Annotated in this window: 16 protein-coding genes and 1 other RNA gene; 11 read left to right on the top strand and 6 right to left on the bottom strand. The window is 43.6% G+C overall.

The genetic code is table 11. From position 1 onward, the window contains the following. Positions 1–53: 53 nt before the first annotated feature. The 4 genes from folX to Q4546_RS16595 all read left to right on the top strand — a co-directional run bounded on the left by folX (position 54) and on the right by Q4546_RS16595 (position 3,497). The gene (gene folX, locus Q4546_RS16610) at positions 54–410 is read left to right on the top strand and encodes a dihydroneopterin triphosphate 2'-epimerase (RefSeq protein WP_076539769.1); all 357 of its coding nucleotides are present in this window, start codon (positions 54–56) and stop codon (positions 408–410) included. Between the two features lie 41 nt (positions 411–451). Further along, positions 452–1,096 carry a GTP cyclohydrolase I FolE gene (gene folE, locus Q4546_RS16605; RefSeq protein WP_102438485.1) on the top strand — a complete coding sequence of 215 codons (645 nt, stop codon included), beginning with the start codon at positions 452–454 and terminating at the stop codon, positions 1,094–1,096. Between the two features lie 156 nt (positions 1,097–1,252). Then, on the top strand, positions 1,253–1,978 hold the full coding sequence (folM, locus tag Q4546_RS16600) for a dihydromonapterin reductase (protein WP_102438483.1): 726 nt from the start codon (positions 1,253–1,255) through the stop codon (positions 1,976–1,978). Positions 1,979–2,204: 226 nt separating this feature from the next. Beyond that, positions 2,205–3,497, top strand: coding sequence for an O-acetylhomoserine aminocarboxypropyltransferase/cysteine synthase family protein (locus tag Q4546_RS16595; protein WP_102438582.1), 1,293 nt, complete (start codon positions 2,205–2,207; stop codon positions 3,495–3,497). 98 nt (positions 3,498–3,595) lie between these two features. Here Q4546_RS16595 and Q4546_RS16590 read toward each other — a convergent pair whose 3' ends face one another. The 6 genes from Q4546_RS16590 to zapA form a co-directional block, all read right to left on the bottom strand. Beyond that, a complete protein-coding gene (locus Q4546_RS16590) occupies positions 3,596–4,438 on the bottom strand; it encodes a 5-formyltetrahydrofolate cyclo-ligase (protein ID WP_303446645.1) in 843 nt (280 codons plus the stop codon). A gap of 113 nt (positions 4,439–4,551) precedes the next feature. Further along, complete coding sequence (locus Q4546_RS16585) at positions 4,552–6,444, bottom strand: hypothetical protein (RefSeq protein WP_303446644.1); 1,893 nt, start codon at positions 6,442–6,444, stop codon at positions 4,552–4,554. 69 nt (positions 6,445–6,513) lie between these two features. Then, the gene (locus Q4546_RS16580; protein ID WP_303446643.1) at positions 6,514–8,979 is read right to left on the bottom strand and encodes a hypothetical protein; all 2,466 of its coding nucleotides are present in this window, start codon (positions 8,977–8,979) and stop codon (positions 6,514–6,516) included. Positions 8,980–9,057: 78 nt separating this feature from the next. After that, a complete protein-coding gene (locus tag Q4546_RS16575; RefSeq protein ID WP_303446641.1) occupies positions 9,058–10,512 on the bottom strand; it encodes a glycerophosphodiester phosphodiesterase family protein in 1,455 nt (484 codons plus the stop codon). 772 nt (positions 10,513–11,284) lie between these two features. Beyond that, a non-coding RNA gene (gene ssrS, locus Q4546_RS16570) (6S RNA) lies at positions 11,285–11,467 on the bottom strand. A 61-nt stretch (positions 11,468–11,528) separates the two neighbouring features. Beyond that, complete coding sequence (zapA, locus tag Q4546_RS16565) at positions 11,529–11,837, bottom strand: cell division protein ZapA (protein ID WP_076539654.1); 309 nt, start codon at positions 11,835–11,837, stop codon at positions 11,529–11,531. A 569-nt stretch (positions 11,838–12,406) separates the two neighbouring features. Between zapA and Q4546_RS16560 the strand changes: the two genes are divergently transcribed. The 7 genes from Q4546_RS16560 to Q4546_RS16530 all read left to right on the top strand — a co-directional run bounded on the left by Q4546_RS16560 (position 12,407) and on the right by Q4546_RS16530 (position 23,129). Continuing rightward, a complete protein-coding gene (locus tag Q4546_RS16560; protein ID WP_102476654.1) occupies positions 12,407–12,982 on the top strand; it encodes a UPF0149 family protein in 576 nt (191 codons plus the stop codon). Between the two features lie 182 nt (positions 12,983–13,164). Further along, positions 13,165–14,508, top strand: coding sequence for a 2-octaprenyl-6-methoxyphenyl hydroxylase (gene ubiH, locus Q4546_RS16555; protein WP_102435704.1), 1,344 nt, complete (start codon positions 13,165–13,167; stop codon positions 14,506–14,508). Between the two features lie 58 nt (positions 14,509–14,566). Further along, positions 14,567–15,778, top strand: a complete 1,212-nt coding sequence (locus Q4546_RS16550; protein WP_102435702.1) for an FAD-dependent oxidoreductase — start codon at positions 14,567–14,569, stop codon at positions 15,776–15,778. Positions 15,779–16,007: 229 nt separating this feature from the next. Next, positions 16,008–17,102, top strand: a complete 1,095-nt coding sequence (gcvT, locus tag Q4546_RS16545; protein ID WP_303410347.1) for a glycine cleavage system aminomethyltransferase GcvT — start codon at positions 16,008–16,010, stop codon at positions 17,100–17,102. Between the two features lie 127 nt (positions 17,103–17,229). Then, positions 17,230–17,619, top strand: coding sequence for a glycine cleavage system protein GcvH (gene gcvH, locus Q4546_RS16540; RefSeq protein ID WP_076539644.1), 390 nt, complete (start codon positions 17,230–17,232; stop codon positions 17,617–17,619). A 175-nt stretch (positions 17,620–17,794) separates the two neighbouring features. Beyond that, positions 17,795–20,698: an aminomethyl-transferring glycine dehydrogenase gene (gcvP, locus tag Q4546_RS16535; RefSeq protein WP_303446640.1), complete on the top strand. Its 2,904-nt coding sequence runs from the start codon at positions 17,795–17,797 to the stop codon at positions 20,696–20,698. Between the two features lie 637 nt (positions 20,699–21,335). Beyond that, a complete protein-coding gene (locus Q4546_RS16530; protein WP_303446639.1) occupies positions 21,336–23,129 on the top strand; it encodes an AAA family ATPase in 1,794 nt (597 codons plus the stop codon). Positions 23,130–23,376: the final 247 nt, after the last annotated feature.

Genomic DNA, 23,376 nt, shown 5'->3' with positions numbered 1-23,376 from the left:
TATACAAAAACAGTATCCAAAAACGCGTATTCAAAATGAGGCTTTCTATGTCAATTAGCCAAGCAATTATTAAAGTTACTAATTTACGTTTACGTACTTTCATCGGCTTTAACCCTGATGAACGAGAAAAGCAGCAAGATGTTGTTATTAATATTGAAATTCAGTACCCAGCCGATAAGTCTTTTCAAACTGATGATGTCGCTGATGCGCTGAACTACAAGATAATCACCAAGAAAGTGATCCAACATGTTGAAGAAGGTCGATTTTTATTACTGGAAAAATTAGTTGCTGATGTGCTGGCAATTTGCAGTGAGCATCCTTCCATTACCATGTCGCGGGTGACAATCGACAAACCACACGCATTACGTTTTGCCGACTCTGTTTCATTATCATTAGAGCAGCGAAAATAAAGTGAGTTTTAATTTGGCACGAGTTGCCATAAGGAAAACACATGATTTCTGAAGAAGCACGTAAAGTACAGCAAGTACTGATTGAGCGAGGTCTTGAAACCCCAGTCGTTGAAAATGACATGACTAACGAGCAAAAAGTGGCTCGCATTCAAGGATTGATGACAGAAGTTATCTCTACCCTTGGACTTGATTTAACCGATGACAGCTTATGTGAAACCCCTCATCGAATCGCCAAAATGTATGTTAATGAAATCTTCTCTGGGCTTGATTACAACCACTTCCCTAAAGTCACCCAAATTGACAATAAAATGGGCGTAGATGAAATGGTTAAAGTCAGTGATATTAGCGTGGTTAGTACCTGTGAACATCACTTTATTACCATCGATGGTGTTGCCAATGTTGCTTATGTGCCGGGGCGCAAAATTATTGGTTTATCTAAAATTAACCGCATAGTGAAATTTTTTGCCCAGCGACCTCAAGTACAAGAGCGACTCACCCAGCAAGTGCTGGTGGCACTGCAAACCTTGCTTGAAACCGACGATGTTGCCATTAGTATCAATGCCACCCATTACTGCGTTAAATCCCGAGGCATTATGGATACTCAATCCTATACCAAAACCTCCGCACTAGGCGGCTGCTTTAAAGCTAACCCTGCCTCAAGAGCTGAATTCTTTGCTAACAGCTAATCGGCTTTAGCTTGAATCATACTTTAAAGGTCATTAATTTCGAGTCAATGAGGCTATTATTAATTGCTTATGATTAATTGCAATGATAAACGACTGCATTAATGACCTTTTCTAACACTTCTTATTTTCAATAAAAATCATCATAAGAGAACTGCAATGAAGCAAACTATTTTCATTACTGGCGTCGGCAAACGTATTGGTTACGCCTTAGCAAAGGACTTTCTCGCTAAAGGCATGAAGGTCATCGGCACCTTTAGAACCCATTACCCCTCTATTGATGAATTAGCTGAATTAGGTGCCGACCTTTATCAATGTGATTTGTGCATTCCTGCTGAAATAGACGATATGTTAGCGCGCATTAATGACACCCATGACGAGCTTCATTGCATCATTCATAATGCATCTGACTGGCATAACGATAAAACCAAGCCGGGCATGACCTCAGCCGATATCATGAACCGAATGATGAATATTCACGTCAGTGCGCCTTATCAAATAAACTTGGCTCTGGCCGACAAATTAATCGCTTCAGCAAGTGGCAATATTGGCAGTGCTAATATTATTCATATTACCGATTACGTGGCAGAAAAAGGCAGTAAAAAGCATATTGCCTATGCGGCCAGTAAAGCGGCAATGCACAATTTAACCCTGTCATTTGCGAGTAAACTTGCGCCTATGGTGAAAGTCAATTCCATTGCCCCTGCGATGATTTTGTTTAATGAAGGCGACGATGAGGCCTACAAAGCAAAAGCGCTAGCCAAAGCCATACTGCCTAAAGAGGCGGGTAACCCTGAGATCATTGAATTAGTTGATTACCTGACAAGCAGTCAATACGTCACTGGTCGCAGTTTTGCGGTGGATGGTGGCCGTCACTTAGCCTAACTGTGTTTGCTATTGAGTTTATATAGGGGAGCTACGGCTCCCTTTTTAATGGCTGAATATTTTAAATAGACATCTAGACGTCTTATTGTTAGTGTGGAGTACCACTGGTTTTTGGTTGTTTTTTATCCGGCTATTAATTCGAAAGTTTATCCGGCAAACAACTTTTTGGTAGATGGCCCAATTTGAATATCTTAAGGTAAAGGAAGGCATTATGACGGCAGAAAACATGAAACTGGAATCACTGGCATTACATTATGGCTACGAGTCGGAAGCGACCACCAAGGCCGCAGCAGTGCCGATTTACCAAACCACGTCTTACACCTTTGATGATACCCAGCATGGTGCCGATTTATTCGATTTAAAAGTGGCTGGTAACATCTATACCCGCATCATGAACCCAACCACTAACGTGCTTGAGCAGCGCTTAGCCGCCATCGAAGGCGGCATTGGTGCCTTAGCGGTGGCATCAGGTATGGCGGCCATCACCTATGCGATACAGGCGCTCACCCAAGTAGGCGATAATATTGTTAGCACTAGCCAGTTATATGGCGGTACTTATAACTTATTCGCCCATACATTGCCCCGCCAAGGGGTTGATGTACGCATGGCGGCCTATGATGACTTTGACGGCTTAGATGCGCTAATTGATGATAAAACCAAAGCGCTGTTTTGTGAGTCCATCGGCAATCCAGCGGGTAACGTGGTCGATTTACAACGCTTGGCCGACATTGCCCATAAACATGGGGTGCCGTTAATTGTCGATAATACTGTGGCAACGCCCGTGCTTTGCCGCGCTTTTGATCATGGTGCAGATATTGTGATCCACTCACTGACCAAATACATTGGCGGCCATGGCACCACTATTGGCGGGGTGATCATTGATTCAGGTAAATTTGATTGGGTCGCCAATAAAGACCGCTTTGCGATTTTAAATCAACCCGATCCGTCTTATCACGGCGTGGTGTACACCGAAGCCTTTGGCCCCGCTGCCTATATTGGCCGCTGCCGGGTCGTGCCCCTAAGAAACACCGGCGCAGCTTTATCACCCCAAAGTGCGTTCTTATTACTCCAAGGGCTAGAAACTTTAAGTCTGCGCATGGAACGCCATTGCAGTAATGCCCTAGCGTTAGCCGAGTATTTACAGCAACACCCTAATGTAAGCTGGGTAAACTACGCTGCGTTAGCTGATAGCCCATTTAACGCGACATGTAAAAAAATCACCGGCGGTAAAGCCTCAGGCATTATCAGTTTTGGTATAAAAGCAGCCGATGCACAGGCGGGTAAAGTGGCTGGTGGTAAATTTATTGATGCGCTGCAAATGGTGCTGCGATTAGTGAATATTGGCGATGCAAAGTCACTGGCTTGTCACCCTGCTAGTACCACACATCGTCAGTTAGACAGCGCAGAATTAGCTAAAGCTGGGGTATCAGAAGATTTAGTACGTATTTCGGTGGGCATTGAGCATATCGATGACATTATTGCCGATATCAGCCAAGCGTTAGATAAAGCGGTGAGTTAACGCCAGTGTTTTAATGAGTTCTCAGCCTAATATTAAGCCCATCATGATATTGTCGTGATGGGCTTTTTTTGCATGTTAATTGCTGACATATTAATGGTTTATATACAGGATATGCGCCTTGTAGGGGTGATAATTATTGGTAAGGGCACATCCCAATATTCTACTGGGAGTTGGCTCACTTGCTGGCAGTCGTGGGCAAAGCCCACCGCTAATGGTTTACCATCAATCACTTGGCACAAAGTGCGATCGTAATAGCCACCGCCCATGCCCATGCGATTGCCCTTGTCATCAAACGCAACCAGTGGAGTGACAATCATATCCAGTTTGTTTACTGGGATAATATCTTGCACCGACAACGCAGGCTCAGCGATACCATATTGATTGAATACCATTTTTGATTCGGCATGGTAATGCAAAAACAACAAGTTACCTTTGCTAAATGGGTGAATGCGAGGTAAGTAGGTTTTTACCCCGATGTGCCAAAGGGCTTCTATTAATTTTTGTGTTGCCAGTTCACCGTCATGGCTGATGTACAGAGCCACTGCTTGGGCATTTTTTTGCTGTATTTCTGCCAGCATATGGCGACAGGCAATTAACGAAAGCTGGTGCTGTTCTGCTTGGGTATAACTTTTACGTTCTTGACGAATATGCCGGCGAATAAAGTCACGGTTCATGCCTTGGCTATCAAATAAGGCGTAACGTTCTTGATCGCTCAATTCAAAACCTTGGTCTTGATGGCTCAGGTTATCAATATCAAGATGTTGATTATCATCTGCCACAATACTCAGGGTTTGATGCGCACCAATATGGTGTTTATTGCTTTGCGTTATGGTATTTGCAGACTTATTGATAGAAGAGAAATAAGTAATATTGATAGTTGGAGTGCGAGCTGGTGAAGGTTCGACCGAAATGGCATTGGTCATTAAGCGGGTCATACTCATTATTGGCGGTACTCCATACTTGCCATGTCTATTAAGGTTAGAGTACTGCGTTCGAGGGTATTTTAAAAGGGCGACTGGCTAAAATATCCCCCAGCCAGTCGCTTTATGGATAGTTATTTGTCCAGCTTTAAAGATTTAAGCAATACGGCGCAGTCGTATTCAGATACTGCGGTTTTGGCCTTTATCCAGAATCGTCTGCGGGTGGTGATAATCCCTGTTGCAACCGCTAATACTGCTATCTCAATATAAATAAACGGCATATATTGAATAGCCGGATCCAGTGCAGCGCCTAAGTATCGCGAGTATTTCGAATAGTGCTCTGGTATAAATTGCACTTGAGAGCTTACGGTTTCTAAGCCTAATTGGAGCGCTGCGACGCCAGCTACAGCAGCCAAACCTGCCAGTATTTTGAAGTACCACTTTTTAGGCCCAAAAAAGCCCGCAAAAACCAAATATAAACTCAGCAGTAACCCGCCACCCACTAACATGTTGGTGGGGAGCAAAGGGTAATGGCTAAGGGTGAACAGGATAGCAACAAGGTTCAGTAAAAAGTACGATACTACATAGCCAGAAAGTACAGTTAACCCTAGCCGTTTGGGCTGACTAATTTGCTTCCAATACAGTTTAGGAATAGCGACATATAATCCCCAAAACCATGCAAGGACGATAGGGTAGTTTGACCAAGTGGGGAGTCCATAAAGGCCGAATCTCGCTAACAGTAAATCAATAAAAAATTGATAATGACTTAGCAGCCCCGAGCGATACTCAGCATCATAAATCATTTCAGGTGCTAGCATGGCAAAACACATAGCTACCATAGCTAAAATTAGTCCCCAATTGACAACGCCTTTGACCAACTGCCATGCAAAACCCTGATTGTTATCTTTTTTAAGTTGAGATACCAAGCTTTGGTAGTTGCTGATGACCGCCTCTTTGATATCTTTTGATACCCAGTTTTCAGTCAGTAAGGCAATTTTTGTTTTGGTTTCATGGGCTTCAATAATATTTTTAATGGCCGGAATCGCTAAGGCTTTCTTATCATCGTCTTTGTCTCCGGCGGCTAACTTTTTGGCATTTTTCCACACTGCTGGGTCATATACGCCACCGGCATTGTGAGTCACATTGTTGGTACCTGCAAAGCACAGGGTGGTATCGGTGTTATCTATGGTCGCGGTATATTGTAGGGTCGGTAGGTTGGCAGTAAAACCATAGATGAACGTACAGCCATTTAGGGCTTCAGTAACGTCAATTTCATTCACGTCACTGATGTTGTTAATAATATTAAAGCCCGCATTGGTAACGTAATCTGTTATCCACTGGTGATAATCGGGGCTGTTGATAAACCATTTAGTTGATCGTTTTGCATCGCCATCAATGGTGTAGCTGTAATATAAATATCCGCCGCCATCACAAGTTTTACAGGTGACTTGACCTGAGCCATTACAGGTGTAACAGGTTTTTGTCCCGCTGCCATAACATGATGAACACGACTCTGTGGTGTAAACGGTGCGGTTATTGTGATCTTGCCTAGTCACATGATGACGGCCGCTGCCGCTACAAGATGTACATGATGTTGAGCCATTGCCATTACACGATGAGCATGAACATTTGCCGCGGCCATTACAGATATGGCAAATATCTTCACCCACATAACTATCAGGTGCTGAACCTAGATTGGTATCTTTAATGATAAAGTTTTTGGCGACATCAGCGGTTAAGATTTTTTTAAAGGTCTCATTAAAAAATCCATTTTGACCACTGACATACTCTTTGGCTTTATTGTGGGCACAATCACACGCTTGCGATGAGCTTCCTGACTGTATGCCTGATGGACAATAGCCACCATGTTCGTGTTTGGTTACCCCAATTTCAATTGTCCAACCAAAATGAAATTTAACATTGGTAGTTTTGGCGCTTTCATCACTTAATACCACAGGGACATTTACCCCCGTTAGCTCTTTACCGTTTGAGCGGATAAAATCTTGAAATTGTTCTAATTTACTCACGTAATATGTCCTGTTAATCAATGCGTGAAAGACTAAAAATTATGTTATCAGTTAACCTTAACTATGCTGTTAAAGCTTAATATTGAAAGTGGTCTCATCATTTTTGAGGTAGACCCACTGCCGCACCGAGTTATGGCCTGGAGCGCTGACTTTAATGTCGTAACCACCGGCAGGCAGTTTCATTCCCGCTTGGTATTTGGGCTTTATATTCATCACTGCCACCTTGGCATTGTTAACATTGGTTTTAATGGTTAAAGGTAAAAGCGGCGCATGTGCTTGCGCTGACTGCGATGGTTTTTTTGTGACAGTTAATGGCGACATAATCGCTTGATCAAAGCGGTGAATTGGCTCACTGATGGCATCAAATCCCTGGGTGATAAACAGGCTTTGATCAATGGCTGTGCCAATTGGTTGCACCATAGGCTGAGTGACCAATAGCCACTTAAGCGCATAAGAAATGCTGGCAGAGTCATTTTTTTTCATTTGCTCAAAAAAGTAGTGCAGCGCTGAGCCATTAGCGGTGTAATGATTACCGCCTAGCGACAGTGGCACCACAAAAATAGCCACTAATATCCCCGCTGAAATAGCCGGTTTTATATAGGGCTTTGTTGGGCGGGCCTCGGCGTTTGAGGTGCGCTTTGCTTGTACTAACTCAAATGCTTTCATGGGTAGCTTTAACACGGTTAGCAACACCAACGCCAAGCTAATTGACATGGAAATAGGCGGAATAATCGTTGCTCTTAGGGCTGACTTACCGCTTGATTCAAATGCGCCGCCGTCAGCAAACTCAGCTTGCTGAGCTTCAAGTACATTAAGATACTCGGTGGTTTTGCGCTGAATATTAGGCTCAATGATGCGCTGCTTAAACTCACGATTATTCCAATCAGCAAGGGTTGGGTTCACATACAGTTCTGCCATTTTAGCTGCTATGCGGCGCTGAATATCGCCCTGTTGCTGAAACTGCTGCCAGCTTAAATTAGGCGGCATATCATTGCCTTGCTTCTTCATGGCTGCACGCCATTTGGCATCCGCTTGTTGGCGCACTTTTTTACTGACAGCATTATCAAAACTCACTCTGTCAGCCATAACCCAAGTGCTTGGTAACATTAGGCCTTTTTGTTTTAATCTGGCGTTGACTTTAGCACTGGTTATTTCATGGTGCCTGAACTCATGTATGCTTGATATCCCTAATGGATAACCGCCAGATTCTTTGACAAAATCTGGCTCCATTTTTACCATCAGCACGCTTTTGTAATGATTTACATCGTTAGTGAATATCATTCTATGATCTTTAAAACCGGCATCGCCGCCCATAGCAGCATCAACGGCTTGCATTGCGGTAAATAGGCCTAAGGTCATTACCCCGCTAATAATTGAATTACCGACATTTTCCGAGGTCGAAATCTCTTCTCGCTTTAGCCAATCATCAGGGGGAATATAGCCAATACCGTATTTGGCGATTTCTTGGTCATAACCGGTTTGTAAACGCTCGAAACAGCGATCGCGACTGCTGCCTTTTTTCATGTCGGCGCATTTATTACGACGCTCAAAATAGTCATACACCTTTGGGGCGATTTGTTGGGCACGGGACTCCACGCGGGCTTCGTAAGCATCAGTCCCTTTTTGGTATTTTTCCCAGCCTTGTTTAACTTGGTTTTGGGTGTCTAGCCAATATTCATTGGAACGCTCTGGCGAGCTGGCCAGTGCTTGGTTGTAATCATTAGAACCTTGAGCGTAGTCTTTATAGCTATCTTGTAGGCGCAGGCGAAAACTATCGTAGTCGCTATAGTGCAGATCGAAATTCGACATGGCGCGGTCACGGACAAATTTTTCCATGATGGCCCGTTTTTGCTGTTCTAAATCATCGACCAGCTTATCATCGGCATACACAAGGCCGCCAAATACAGACAGAAAGGTTTTTTCGGTGGCGTTATGTTCACTATCGGGATCGTAATGGATCCCTTCAAATTGAATAGACTTTTCAATAAGCGCGCTGCGTAGAACCTGTGATAAGTAAGCTTGTTGGCGCTCCTGTGGGCTTGATGTATCAATAATAAAATGATCCACTAACCACTTTTGACCAAAGAAAACTGTTGGCCACACTATCAGTGCAATCAGTGCAAAATACCCCAATGCCCGCGACACTTTGGCAACGCGGCGGCCCTTTAGTAATAAGTCTGCTAGCAGCAGCGTCACCCCTATACCACTGATGGTGCGACCAAATAACTCAATGGCGTGCAATTCATCTTCGCTGGCATTACGGCCACCGGCGACATCGGTTAAGGCGGCATTAAAAACGGCTTCAGGAAATAAATACACCACTGAGCAAATGAACATCAGTAGCATCCACCAAAAGGGTTTGCCCATTTGGGTTATTTGCGCTTCACGTTGCTGCTGATGCTTGGCTTTAGCCTGCGCTGAATGCTGCTTTGATTTAACCTTATTTAACGCTTGCTCAGCCGCTTGCATTTTTTGTTGTGTCGGGGCGCTATTGAGTAGATCGGTAGCAAAGGGGCTATGATTGTTATTGGTCATTGTTATTAATCATTGTTGTTATCGGTCTAGTTCTAGTTCTAGTTCTAGTTCTAGTTCTAGTTCTCGTTTCAGTTTTAGTTATTTAGCATTGCTGCTTGGCAAGGTTAAGATGATGCTGTCACCTGTATGGGTATCAATTTTTTCATCGGTGATAGTGGGAAAACCATGCTCCAATAACGGCGTAGGCGTGCTGGCTGGCACCACTTTAGCTTTCGCGCTATAGATGGATTTAAGGCCGGAGGTTAATGATAAATAGTAACCTTCATGCTGGTAGCCGAGCATTTCTTTAAAGCGATCAAAGTCAGCATCTACTGGCAGTGAGACAATGTATTGACCTAAATCTGTCACTGCTTGATAGCGCTGCGCTGGCACGGCGGCATTAAACAACTGCTGACAGATCTTGTAAGGCGTGGCATCGACAATGACACCATCAGGCAGATTATTTTTACTCAGTTTGAGCAACTGTGACTGATGATAATCCGTGCCATTAAGTGAATAGCTATACACTTTCATTCCTAGTCGCTGAGCGCGTTGTTTTACCCCAGAGTTTTGCATGTAGCTGCGAATATCAAGGTGGATCCCTGAGTTGTAACCCAGTTTTGCTCTTAGCTTTTTGAGTGCATCAGTGCTGGTGTGATCTTGATAACGGGAGCGATATCGTTTGGTACCATAATTGCTAGCGCGCTCAATATTAGTGTGATTTTCTAGATAGTAAGCATCGTTACTTGCGCCTTTGCGTAAGTCGCTGCGCAAGATATCAATGCTGGTAGGGTGACCACCTTGGACAAAGCCCAAGTAAACAATAGGGTTTATGCCTCGCAATTTCACTAAGGTATCTTGCTCAGACGATGAGAAGTAATAGCCTTCGTGGCCGACGTACTTTCTGAGCATATTATCTAGCTCAAGCAATTTTTGGCCATTGGCTTTTGACTTTATTTCTACATTTAATTTTTGATTTGGCAGTCGCTGGGCGGCGAATATTTTAAAGGACTCTTTAGCGGTGATCGGCCGCTCATTGAGTAGATTGTTATTATGCTTGTCCCGCAGTTTTAGCCGTTTAAACTCTTTAAGGTTCACGCGCTCCAGTTTGAAACGCTCACCGGTGTAATGCACAGTGGCGCGGCCAGTTTGGCTGTCATGGTGATTTACCCAAGTGCCATCGCCCAGCAACATGACATCAATTTCAACACTGTTGAAGTTATCGTTAAGTGCGGCAGAAATTGCATTGTAACTGCTTTCAGGCTGGCGAAAATCACCACGATGGGCTGAAATATCAATTTGGCATTGCGCTTTTGATAGCATCTTAATATTGCCGTTACTGGCAAGATATAAATTACGATCGCCTAAGGCCAATTGAGTATCGACAATATCTTTGCCGTGAGTTGCAGCATCATAGGGCAAGTGGCTCAGTTTTTTAGGGGTGACATGCACAGTTTTCACTGGCTCTGGAGTCGATTTACAAGCTGAAAGAATGAAAAATGAGCTAAAAAGAATAGAATAAAGTAGTAGGGTACTTAACTGGCGGCTTGGCATAACTCATTATATAAATTGGCTAATTTTGCTATTTTATACCGTAATCTAAAGGTTAAGACAATAATAACCATAACTTTAACAAGTGTGTCAGCCCCAAAGAAGTTTTTGATTCACTTTACTGAGGCTTTAGTTGGTTTTGATACATTTTTTGTAGGACCGTTAGGGCCTGTTTGGCGAATGATTGACAACCCATTATAAGTTTTAGCCATAAAAAACACCGTGAAGATGTTGTTTAAAAATGAGTGACTTTGCCAAAATATCGAGCTTGTGATTGAGAAGGGCTTGGATGGTTAAGGTCTTGGACGATTAAGGGCTTGGATGGTTAAGGGCTTGGACGATTAAGGGCTTGGATGGTTAAGGTCTTGGATGGTTAAGGTCTTGGATGGTTAAGGGCTTGGACGATTAAGGGCTTGGATGGCTAAGGTCTTGGATGGTTAAGGGCTTGGACGATTAAGGGCTTGGATGGTTAAGGTCTTGGACGATTAAGGGCTTGGATGGCTAAGGTCTTGGATGGTTAAGGTCTTGGATGGTTAAGGTCTTGGATGGTTAAGGTCTTGGATGGTTAAGGGCTTGGACGATTAAGGGCTTGGATGGTTAAGGGCTTGGATGGTTAAGGGCTTGGATGGTTAAGGGCTTGGATGGTTAAGGGCTTGGACGATTAAGGGCTTGGATGGTTAATTGCTTGGATGATTAAGGGCTTGGCGGGTGAGTAGCTAAGCGCTAATTTTGGCCATAAAAAAACCACCATTGAGGTGGTTTGTTTTAAATTAAATTGCTCCCCAGAATACCGACCGTCGGTGCAGCCCTTGAACCGTAGGTTCAAGGCGGGAAAATGTTCATATCCTAAGGTTTCTCGATACGAGCCGAGCATACGCAATGTCAATGAAAGCATTCACCCTGGGTTTGTAAATATCGGCACAGGGACATAACCTACAAGCGAATATCCCAGGGAGCAAAACAGGGTTGAACCAGGTACCGTTAGCCATTACTAGCGGCAGTACATAATTCTAAAATTGTTAACCTTTCTTGGTGGTTCGTTCAAGCAACGAGTTTTCTAACGTTGATTGTAATAACGAGATACGCTCATCCATTTGCGCCATATACTGCTGATTTTTTTGCTGCTCTTCATACAACTCATGACCAATATTTAACGCGGCCATAATGGCTAATTCTTCGCGACTCAAATTGTTGGTACGCGTTTTTAATGTAGAAAGCTGCTGCTCGACACCCTTGGCAATCGCACGCAAAGCATCCTCTTGTCCCTTAGGACAATTAATCGAGTAGGTGCGCCCTAACAGGGAGATATCAATAGCACTATTACTCATGCTTCGCTGAAGATCCTTATTTGTCGAAAAATAAAAATTGTAGCAGGTTAACGACTTACCTCGCGATAACGCCTTAGCATTACGCTTTTACCACAGTTGATAACGGTATTAGTCTATTTGCGGACTATATAGCGCTACTATTAAAAGTGCAAGGTAACTCGCCGCCTTTACGATTATTTGCTTGTTGTCTGAGCATAATTAATCTTAAAACATAATTATGGCTAAACTCTCTACACGTTCCCTACACGTCAGGCAGGATAACTCGTTAAGCGCCTAGCTCAAGGCTAATACAAGCCGTCATTGCAATAGGCGTTACAATCGTCATTTCTATTTTTACAAATTAATGGCATCGAACAGTTTACCGTTTAAGAATACTCGCTTTGGTGCAAAACGCTTAGTTGATTGCGTTATAGACAAGACAGTTAATATCAGCTTTAGCTTTATAGCGGCGGGGTTAGTGAAGCTTTGGTCAATTTGCTATTATACTTAGCAAATCGCAATGAACAATTTGGTGGCAGTTATTAACTCTGCTAGCATTGCATCTGATTGAATATAACTGGAACAATATCATGGCAACCCCTCCTTCTTTATGTATTGAAAAACTAAAACAAGCGTTAGATTCAGCTGAAATTGGTCAGCATCCTGTTGAGGTGCATGGCGCATTAGTTGGTTTAATTTGTGGTGGGGTAGATCAAGCAAAATTAGCTTGGCAAAAGCCATTACTTGAATTGATGAATGACGGTCAAGCAGTCAGCACTGAACTGCAACAACTTATTAACGAATTATTCCAAGACACAGCAACTCGCTTAAGCGATGCTGAATTTGGTTTTACGCCGTTATTACCAGAAGAAGAAGAGCTACTCAGCTTGCGCTTAGAGTGCTTAGCCCTATGGGTACAAAGCTACTTAACCGCTATTGCGCTTATTCAGCCAAAGCTTAACGGCGCATCAAGTGATGTGCGCGAAATTATCCAAGATTTAGGCGCTATTGCTCAAGTGGAATTTGATGTCAGCGATGATGATGAATCAGAAGCTGCATTTATCGAGTTGCACGAGTTTGTCAGAATGGCGGCTATTTTATGCTACTCAGAGTTTGGCCCTGAAATGCCATTAGATGAAGAATCCCCATTAGCGCCGCTGCACTAATTAGAATGTAGCTTTCGCCTTGGGCCGTGTTGGCTCGGGGTGAAAAGTCCTCTGGCATCACAGATACTTGAGCTCAGCCAGAACACGAACCAGAGCTGAACTAGCTACATGGCCAATAGCAATACCATCATAACAATATTCAATTCATATCATAATTAACAAAAACAATAAGAACAGGCTTTATGACTGAGTTAAACGCGAAGACAGATAGCAAACAGGCAAGTGCCCAATTACCACAGCCACCACAACAGCCACCACAACAGGTGGATATCACTATTGTTGGCGGCGCTATGGCTGGTGCCAGTTTAGCGCTGGGTTTAGCAAAATTATCAGAAAAATTATCCGCTAAACATGCAGGTCTTTTAAACCGTCCTTTATCTATCGCCTTAATTGAAGCGCAAAAAACTGATGATAATCACCCAGGGTTTGACTCGCGTTCAATCGCCATTGCCCATGGCTCAGTATTTGAGTTAACTCAGTTAGGGATCTGGCCAAGTATTGAAAGCCTTGGCAGCGATATTGAAAATATTCATATCTCAGATCGCGGTCACTTTGGCATGACCGAGCTTAACGCTGAGCAATTTGGCCTGCCATCAATGGGGCAAGTGGTTGAGCTAGCGAAAGTCGGTAAAGTCTTGTTTGATCAACTTCAACAAGCGGATATTAAATTGCACTGCCCAGCAAGCCTAACTCAGCTTGAAACCGATATGGATGGTCACACGATAACCCTTGATAACGGCCAGCAAATTCGCAGCAAGTTGTTAGTGGCTGCAGATGGTGCTCACTCCAAAGTGCGCCAAGCGTTAAAACAAGATGTGACTCAAGTTGAATTTGAACAAGTGGCGCTGGTGGCCAATGTCCAAACTGATAAACCTCACAATAGTTGGGCCTATGAGCGTTTCACTGACACTGGCCCATTAGCCTTATTACCCATGGCGCCAATAAATGGTAAAACTCGGCTGTCATTAGTGTGGGCGCTAGATGCTGAGCAAGCCCAGCAGTTTAAACACTGTGACAAAGTCGACTTTTTAGCCGCGTTGCAACAGGCTTTTGGCAATCGCGCCGGGCGCTTTACTGATGTCGGCTTACGGGTCAGTTATCCATTAACCTTATCTTACATGCCAAGACCGATTTATCATCGCACTGTGTTTATTGGCAATGCGGCGCAAACTTTACATCCCATTGCAGGTCAAGGCTTTAACCTAGGTCTACGTGATGTGGTTGGATTAATCGATGCTGTCGAAACAAGTATTGAAACCAGCATTAAAAGCAGTATTGATACAAGTATTGAAGCTGGCATTGAAAGTTTAGATCTTGGCCACAACTCGCTTATTCATCATTATCTTGCATCAAGACAGCAAGATAGAATGGCCACCATCAACAATGTTGAGTTTTTAGTGCGTGGCTTCTCAAATCAGTATTGGCCGCTAGTGGCTGGGCGCAGTTTAGGGTTAAGATTATTGTCATGGTGTCCGCCGCTTAAAGCGCCGATTGCCCATAAAGCCATGGGCTGGAAAAGCGTCTAAAGATTGCAAGTGCAGTAATAAAGCATTTCAGTAAACCGATTGAAGATTAAGGATTAACATGTTTCAAACTCAGACCTATGATGTAGCCATAGTTGGCGGTGGTATGGTTGGCTTGGCAACGGCAATCGGTTTAGCCGAGGCAAACTTAAACGTGGTGGTGATTGATGCGGGCCAAACAGAGGCTGTGTCAGGTGAGCCACGCCTTCGAGTGAGTGCCATTAACAAAGCCAGTGAGCGACTACTTACCAACTTAGGTGCTTGGCAGTACATTGATAGCGCCCGCGCTACCCCATATTCAAAAATGGCGGTGTGGGACAAAGACGGTTTAGGTAAAATTGCCTTTGATGCCGCCAGCATTAGCGAGCCATCCCTTGGGGCGATTATCGAAAACCAAGCCATCAGCTTTGCCTTAGCAAAACGCGCCGCTGAACTCTCGAACATCACCCACCTAGAAGGTCAGCGACTAGAGCGCATCGCCTTTGGTGAGCGTGAATCATGGCTTACCCTAGATAACGGCGACAACTTAAGCGCCGCCCTAGTGATTGCCGCTGACGGCGCCAATTCTTGGGTGCGTAGCCAATGCCAAATCCCATTAACCTTTTGGGATTATGGTCATCACGCCATTGTCGCCACTATTCGCACCAGTGAGCCCCACGATGCTACCGCCCGCCAAGTGTTTTTAGCCGATGGCCCATTAGCTTTATTGCCATTGTATGAAGACAATTTATGCTCAATCGTGTGGTCAGTATCGCCCCAGCAAGCAGAAGAATTATTAGCGCTATCAAGTGATGAGTTCTCAAAAGCCTTAACCGCAGCATCAGATGGTCGTTTAGGCATTTGTGAACTGGTCAGCTCGCGCCAATCGCACCCATTACGGATGCGTTATGCCCGTCATTTTGCCCGTCATCGTTTGATTTTAGCCGGTGACGCCGCCCATACAATCCATCCGTTAGCAGGTCAGGGGGTTAACTTAGGCTTTTTAGATGCGGCCAGTATTATCGAAACCGTTAGCGAGTTACATGAAGCGGGTAAAGATCTCGGTGATTACGCCAACCTTCGCGCCCTTGAGCGCTGGCGAAAAGCTGATGCCATTGAAATGATTAGCGCAATGGAAGGGTTTAAAAGACTATTTTCCGGTAGCAATCCAGTTAAAAAAGCCTTTAGAGATCTGGGTTTAAACCTAGTTGATAATGTCGCAGGACTAAAAACAGTGTTCATCAAACAGGCTATAGGCAATAAAGTGAAACTTCCTAAGCTTTGTCGAGATTAAATTTTTTAGCTAATTCGGCCTAAAAATCCTTATATATCAGGGGATGGGCCGAGTTGGCGTAAATAAAGATATTAAAACGCCTATAGTCGCATTAGCTAAACTAATGACAAAGTCTCAGATTAGAAAATTTCCTACTATACAAAATTAACCCTGTGGGTATAATTTTGGCGCATTTATAAAATACCTTCATTAGTTTTACCCTCAGAAGGTTCATAAAAAAGAGATAATAATGGCTAATAAAACTGTACTCTTTAACAAGCACTTAGAATCAAATGGCAAGATGGTAGACTTCCACGGTTGGGACATGCCACTTAACTACGGTTCACAAATCGAAGAACATAACGCTGTGCGTCAAAACGCAGGTATGTTCGATGTATCACACATGACAGTGGTTGATGTGACGGGTACCGATGCTTGTGCATTTCTACGCAAATTATTAGCAAATGATATTGCTAAGCTTAAAGTTGCTGGCAAGGCGCTATACAGCGGCATGTTAGATGACAATGCTGGCGTAATTGACGACCTTATCACTTATTATCTTACCGATACCCATTACCGCGTTGTGGTTAACTCAGCAACTCGGGTAAAAGATTTAGCATGGATGGAAAAACAATCTGCAGGCTTTGAGGTGACGATTACTGAGCGCCCTGAGCTGGCGATGATTGCCGTTCAAGGCCCTAACGCTAAAGCCAAAGCCGCCACTGTATTCAGCGCTGAGCAAAACGCCGCCGTTGAAGGCATGAAGCCATTCTTTGGCGTGCAAGCAGGTTCACTGTTTATTGCTACCACGGGTTACACCGGTGAAGTTGGCTACGAAATTATCGTACCTGAAGCAGAGGCTGAAAACTTATGGCAAGCACTACTCGAAGCAGGCGTACAGCCTTGTGGACTAGGCGCACGTGACACCCTGCGTTTAGAAGCAGGCATGAACCTTTATGGTTTAGATATGGATGAAACCGTTAACCCATTAGCCGCTAACATGGGCTGGACTATCGCATGGGAACCAAGCGAGCGCGACTTTATTGGCCGCGAAGCATTAACGGCTATTAAAGCCGCTGGACCTGACAAATTAGTTGGCCTAGTCATGGAACAAAAAGGCGTACTGCGTCACGGCATGCCAGTATTCTTTACTGATGCAGACGGCCTAGAGCACCAAGGCTCAATTACTAGCGGCACATTCTCGCCAACCTTAGGCTACTCAATTGCCATGGCAAGAGTACCCCAAGGCATTAGCGATACCGCTGAAGTGGAAATGCGTAAAAAGCGCGTAGCTGTTAAAGTAATAGCGCCAAGCTTTGTCAGAAATGGTAAACAGGCATTCTAACCAAAGTGTTATAAATGCTTGTATTGAAGTCACTGAATAATAAAAGTGTTGCTAATGAGGTTGTTAGCCAGCACTTAAATAACACTAACGATTACGCTTTAAATTTATAGATATAGGAATTACGACAATGAGCAACATTCCAGCTGAACTTAAATATGCATCATCTCATGAGTGGATCCGCAAAGAAGAAGACGGCACTTACACTGTCGGTATCACTGAGCATGCACAAGAGCTATTAGGTGACATGGTATTCGTTGAATTACCAGAAGTTGGCGACACAGTGACAGCCGGTGAAGATTGCGCCGTAGCTGAATCAGTAAAAGCTGCATCAGACATCTATGCACCGATTTCAGGTGAAGTAATTGCCGTAAACGAAGCATTAGAAGACTCACCAGAGCTAGTAAACAGCGAAGCATTTGGCGAAGGTTGGTTCTTCCGCGTTCAGCCTTCAGACGAAGCTGAAGTGGCTAACTTGTTAGACGCTGACGGTTACCAAGAAGTGATTGACGAAGAATAATCGTCGACGCTACTAGAAGCTCCCTTGGGAGCTTCTTTTGTTTTACCTTTAAATATTTAAAGGCATTAGCGATCCTTACGTCCCGCGTATAAGTATTGCATTACAACATTTTTTTCCTAGACCAGCTATTGATGCCCTACCGCAAAATACTGGCAGATTTGGAACACGATTTCTCATGACAAAGCAGACCCTAACTCAATTAGAGCAACACGAATTGTTTTTAAGCCGTCATATCGGCCCAAGCCAAACTCAACAGCAAGAAATGTTGAATTTTGTTGGCGCAGAATCGCTCGAAGACTTAACCGCACAAACAGTGCCTGGTTCAATTCGTTTACCGCAAGAATTGACCATTGGTGATTCATGTGGCGAAGCAGAAGGCACCGCTTACATCCGCGGCATAGCTGACAAAAACAAAGTCTTTAAAAGCTATATCGGTATGGGCTACTACGGTACAGAAGTACCCAATGTCATTTTACGAAACGTGTTTGAAAATCCGGGTTGGTATACAGCGTACACCCCGTACCAGCCAGAAATCGCCCAAGGCCGTTTAGAAGCCATTCTTAACTTCCAACAAGTGTCTATGGACTTAACTGGACTCGATCTCGCCTCAGCATCATTACTTGATGAAGCAACCGCCGCCGCTGAAGCAATGGCCATGGCCAAGCGCGTATCAAAAGCCAAAAAAGCCAACATCTTTTTCGTGGCAGACGACGTATTCCCACAAACATTAGACGTAGTGCAAACTCGCGCAGAATGCTTTGGTTTTGAAGTTATCGTTGGCCCAGCAAGCGAAGCCGCAAACTACGAGCTATTCGGCGCATTATTCCAGTACACTAACCGTTTTGGTGAAATCACCGACAACACTGAACTGTTCGCTAAGCTTGCTGAAAAGAAAGCGATTGTGACTGTTGCTGCTGACATCATGTCACTGGTACTGCTTAAATCACCAGGGGCGATGGGCGCAGATATCGTTTTTGGTAGCGCTCAGCGTTTTGGCGTACCAATGGGCTACGGCGGACCACATGCGGCATTCTTCGTTGCACGTGATGCACACAAACGTTCAATGCCAGGTCGTATTATTGGGGTATCAAAAGATACCCGCGGTAATAAAGCCCTGCGTATGGCGATGCAAACTCGTGAGCAACATATCCGCCGCGAAAAAGCCAACTCAAACATTTGTACTGCGCAAATCTTATTAGCCAATATGGCGTCGTTTTACGCGGTATTCCACGGCGCCGTTGGCCTTAAAAATATCGCCAGCCGCATTAACCGTTTAACAGACATCTTAGCCGTCGGCCTAAAAGCCAAAGGCGTTGAGTTAGTTAACGGCACTTGGTTTGACACCCTTTCATTATCAGGCCTTGATGTTGATGCGGTTAACGCACGTGCATTATCTGCTGAAATGAACCTACGTATCGACCACGACGGTATCGTCGGCATCAGCCTTGACGAAACCACCACCCGTGACGATATCGCTCAGTTATTTGATGTCATCTTAGGTGCTGACCACGGTCTAGATGTAGCAACACTCGATGCTGAAATCATTGGCGGCGCTGCTTTTGGCGAAGGCGAGGGATCAATTCCTGCTCATCTCATCCGTCACGACAAGATATTGTCTCACCCAACATTCAGTAGCTACCAAAGCGAAACTGAAATGATGCGTTACATCAAGCGTCTTGAGAATAAAGATTTAGCCTTAAATCACTCAATGATTTCGCTGGGTTCTTGCACCATGAAGTTAAACGCCGCCGTTGAAATGCTACCAGTAAGCTGGCCTGAATTTGCCAACATGCACCCATTCTGCCCGCTTGAACAAGCCCAAGGTTACACTCAGTTAATTAACGAATTGTCAGATTTTCTCGTTAACATTACGGGCTACGACGAAGTGTGTATTCAGCCAAACTCTGGCGCGCAGGGCGAGTACGCTGGCCTGTTAGCGATTAAGAAATATCACGAGTCACGCAGCGAAGGGCACAGAGACATCTGTTTAATCCCCCAATCTGCCCACGGTACTAACCCCGCTTCTGCCCAGCTTGCTGGCATGAAAGTAGTCGTTACAGCCTGTGATAAAGACGGTAACGTTGATTTAGAAGACTTAAAAGCGAAAGCGGCAGAGCTTGCTGATAACTTATCGTGCATTATGATCACCTACCCATCGACCCACGGTGTGTATGAAGAATCAATCAGCGAAATCTGTGAAATCGTTCATCAACATGGCGGTCAAGTTTACCTTGATGGCGCTAACATGAACGCACAAGTAGGTCTTACATCACCGGGCTTTATCGGCGCTGATGTATCACACCTTAACCTACACAAAACCTTTGCTATTCCACATGGCGGCGGCGGACCAGGAATGGGCCCAATCGGCATTAAAAAGCATTTAGCGCCGTTTGTTGCAGGCCATAAAGTTGTCAAACCAGGCCGCGAAAGCGACCATAATGGCGCAGTATCAGCCGCGCCATACGGCAGTGCTAGCATCCTACCTATTAGCTGGATGTACATTAAGCTGTTAGGCACAAAAGGGGTTAAGCAATCAACCCAAATGGCGCTACTTAACGCTAACTATGTGATGAAGAAGCTGTCGGCCCATTACCCAGTATTATTTACTGGCCGTAATGATCGCGTAGCCCACGAGTGCATTATCGATTTACGTCCACTTAAAGAAGCATCTGGCGTCACTGAGATGGACATTGCTAAGCGTCTAAATGACTACGGCTTCCACGCCCCAACCATGAGCTTCCCTGTAGCAGGTACGTTAATGATTGAGCCAACAGAGTCAGAGTCAAAAGTAGAGCTAGACCGCTTTATCGAAGCGATGATCGCTATTCGTGGCGAGATTGCCAAAGTCGAAGCAGGCGAGTGGCCAAGCGATAACAACCCACTGCACAATGCACCACACACCATGGCCGACATTATGGATCCTGAGTTTGACTCACGTCCATACAGCCGCGAAGTGGCCGTATTCCCAAGCGCAGCGGTTAAAGCGAATAAGTTCTGGCCAACGGTTAATCGTATTGATGATGTTTATGGGGATCGTAATTTGATGTGTTCGTGTGTACCTTTGAGTGAATATGAATGATGATAATGGCTGCTGATGAGTGTGAATTAAGTTTGTGACTATTTTAATTAAGTTTGTGACCGTAATTAAGATTGTGACTGGCTAGATAGCAAAACGCTTATAACGACATTAAAAAGCGAACCAGAAATGGTTCGCTTTTTTTTAAGGTCAGTTTTACTTTTTCTCGGGTGTTAAGGGAAACTCCGAGTTAGTCTAACGTTCGTTAGCTTAATGCTCGTTAGCTTAATGCTCGTTAGCTTAACTCTTTGGAGGGGGCAACTCGAAAATGCCCCCAAATCATTTTCACTGATAAAAGTGGTAAATAGCACATTAGAGCTTTGGGCTTATAAAAACTAATGTGGGACACAAGATACAAGAGCTGCCCCGGAATTATCATATAGGCCGGAACCTAGTGATTTTTCTTCCTGCGTGAACATTGCACTTTATGCAATGTCGAAGGTTTTTTGTTTCACTCAGGCAAAGAAACAAGGGGCTGTTCTTTACATGCTATAACTCATTGTTAATAATATGGTTTACTGTTAGGCTTGAGTGATTAAAGTATTGGCAACCTGTCCTTATTAAGACCGTTCTTGTTAGGAATTCAGCCTAATATACTGTTACATTTTACGTGGTTTAATCCAATAGTTGAGGTTATTGATTGAAAGTCATTACAATACAAGAAATAGAATTACATCGTTTTAAACGATATAGAAATAAAACTATTGGTACGCCTGACGGGTTTTGTTTATTAGCAGGTTCGAATAATTCAGGTAAGTCCACTTTCATGCAGGCATTTGCCTTGTGGGAATTTTGTAAGAATCTTATAAAGCTAGAACATGGCGACGGCGGCCTACTTAACGACCATCTTGGGAAGAAACAGGGTGTAGGTGTTAATGGCGAAGATTTTCTTCCTTTAAATATTCCATCATTAAAACATTTGTGGACTAACTTGAAAGTTAATCCTGAAGAGGATTCTCAAGGTAATAAAGAGCCTGATGGCTATACATTATGGCTAGAAGTTAAATGGATTAATAGTTCACAAGAAGAACCTCGCTATTTACGTTTTTCCCTCTCTTTAGCAAATGAGCGACTATTCGTTAAGACAACTAGATCGAATATATCTAATAATGAAGAGTTACCTCAAGTCGCCTATATTCCACCTTTTGCAGGAATTTTGAATAGAGAACCATTTCACACTAAAGCAATGAGATCACGTCTCGTTGGTCAAGGTTTGAGTGGTTCAGTAATGCGTAATACATTGTTAGAGCTATTTAAAAGAAATCAAACTAAAAGAAAAGAGCTATTAGGTGATAAGAGTCGAATCTCACCTGCAAATCTTAGAAATCTCCGTGAAACAGACCGTTGGGAGCATTTACTTGAGGTGATGCGAAGACTTTTTGATATTGAATTATTCGTTCATGATTTTAACGAGGATTACCATAGTTATATTAAAATTGAATATTGGAAAGGTGCATATAACGAAGCCGGAACTAAATTTATCAAATATACTGGGTTTAATAGACGAGATATTATGGTAGAGGGGAGTGGCTTTCTTCAGTTATTAAATGTTTTATCTTTGGCGTTGGATCCATCTTATCAGGTTATATTTTTAGATGAGCCAGATGCGCACTTGCATCCATCATTACAATTTTCACTTTTGGATGAATTGAATACATTAGCAGAAAAATATCATAAACAGATATTGTTCGCGACACACTCTACGGAGCTCATAGCCTCCCAGCCACCTGAAAATATAATGAAATTTGAAAATGGTAAGGTGAAAATACTAAATGATGAATCTCAAAAAGTAGGCTTAATAACTGGGTTGGGCTCTGAGTTTTCCCCTCAGCTCCATAAGTTACAAAGAACAAAAAAAGTCCTATTTGTTGAAAATGATTCTGATGCAGACACGATAAAGATTCTTGCAGAAAAAATCGGTACTCCTATCTCTCCAGATATAGTCGTTTGGGCTTGGCCTGGCAAGCATGTAGAACGCCAGCATTTATTTAACCAATTGAAACGAGTTATTAGTGGTTTAACAGGCATAAGCCTCAGAGATCGTGATGGTCAACCATTCGAAACGATTACAGAGTCCTTATTAGATAAAAATAATGTTGGCTGTGATAAAGATGGGTTATTAGCCAGAACTTGGAGGTTTAGGTATATTGAGTCTTACTTACTTTCTCCTAAAGCAATTGCACGAGCAGCTGTAAAAACTGAAGATGATGTAATTGAAAGTGCTAAAGTTTTTGGGGTCGATCTAGGTGCGTTTGATCCAGAGAAAATTATTAATGCATATCAAGAGTTGCCTTCAAAGCCAATCTTAACTGAAGGCGAAAATTGCTTAACTGTAAAGTATGGAATTTCTAAATATGATATTGCAAACGCTATGGAAGTGGATGAAATACATGTTGATATTAAAGCTCTGATATCTCAAATCGTACAATTGTAGAAAGAAATGTAACAAGGTCTTTAAGTCGGAACAAAAACAGTTGGCTTAAGGCGGCGTTACCCCATATCGGATTGTCATAGCTTTCCTAATGCCAAGAGTCATTTTCAGAGCTTAAGCTTTAACGCATTTCTGTCCAGGTACGTCTTAGAGTGATCGCTCTAAGACACTTTTGCCCCGAAATGTGTTTGAAATGGATATCTCTCGAGGTTTAGTCATTTGTATTTACCCTCAATAATCTAATATCACC

Origin of the sequence: Shewanella sp. 4_MG-2023 (assembly GCF_030548015.1) — a bacterium.
Taxonomy (GTDB): Bacteria; Pseudomonadota; Gammaproteobacteria; order Enterobacterales; family Shewanellaceae; genus Shewanella.
The sequence above is the reverse complement of the archived record's forward strand: the minus strand, read 5'-3'. Positions and strand labels throughout refer to the sequence as shown.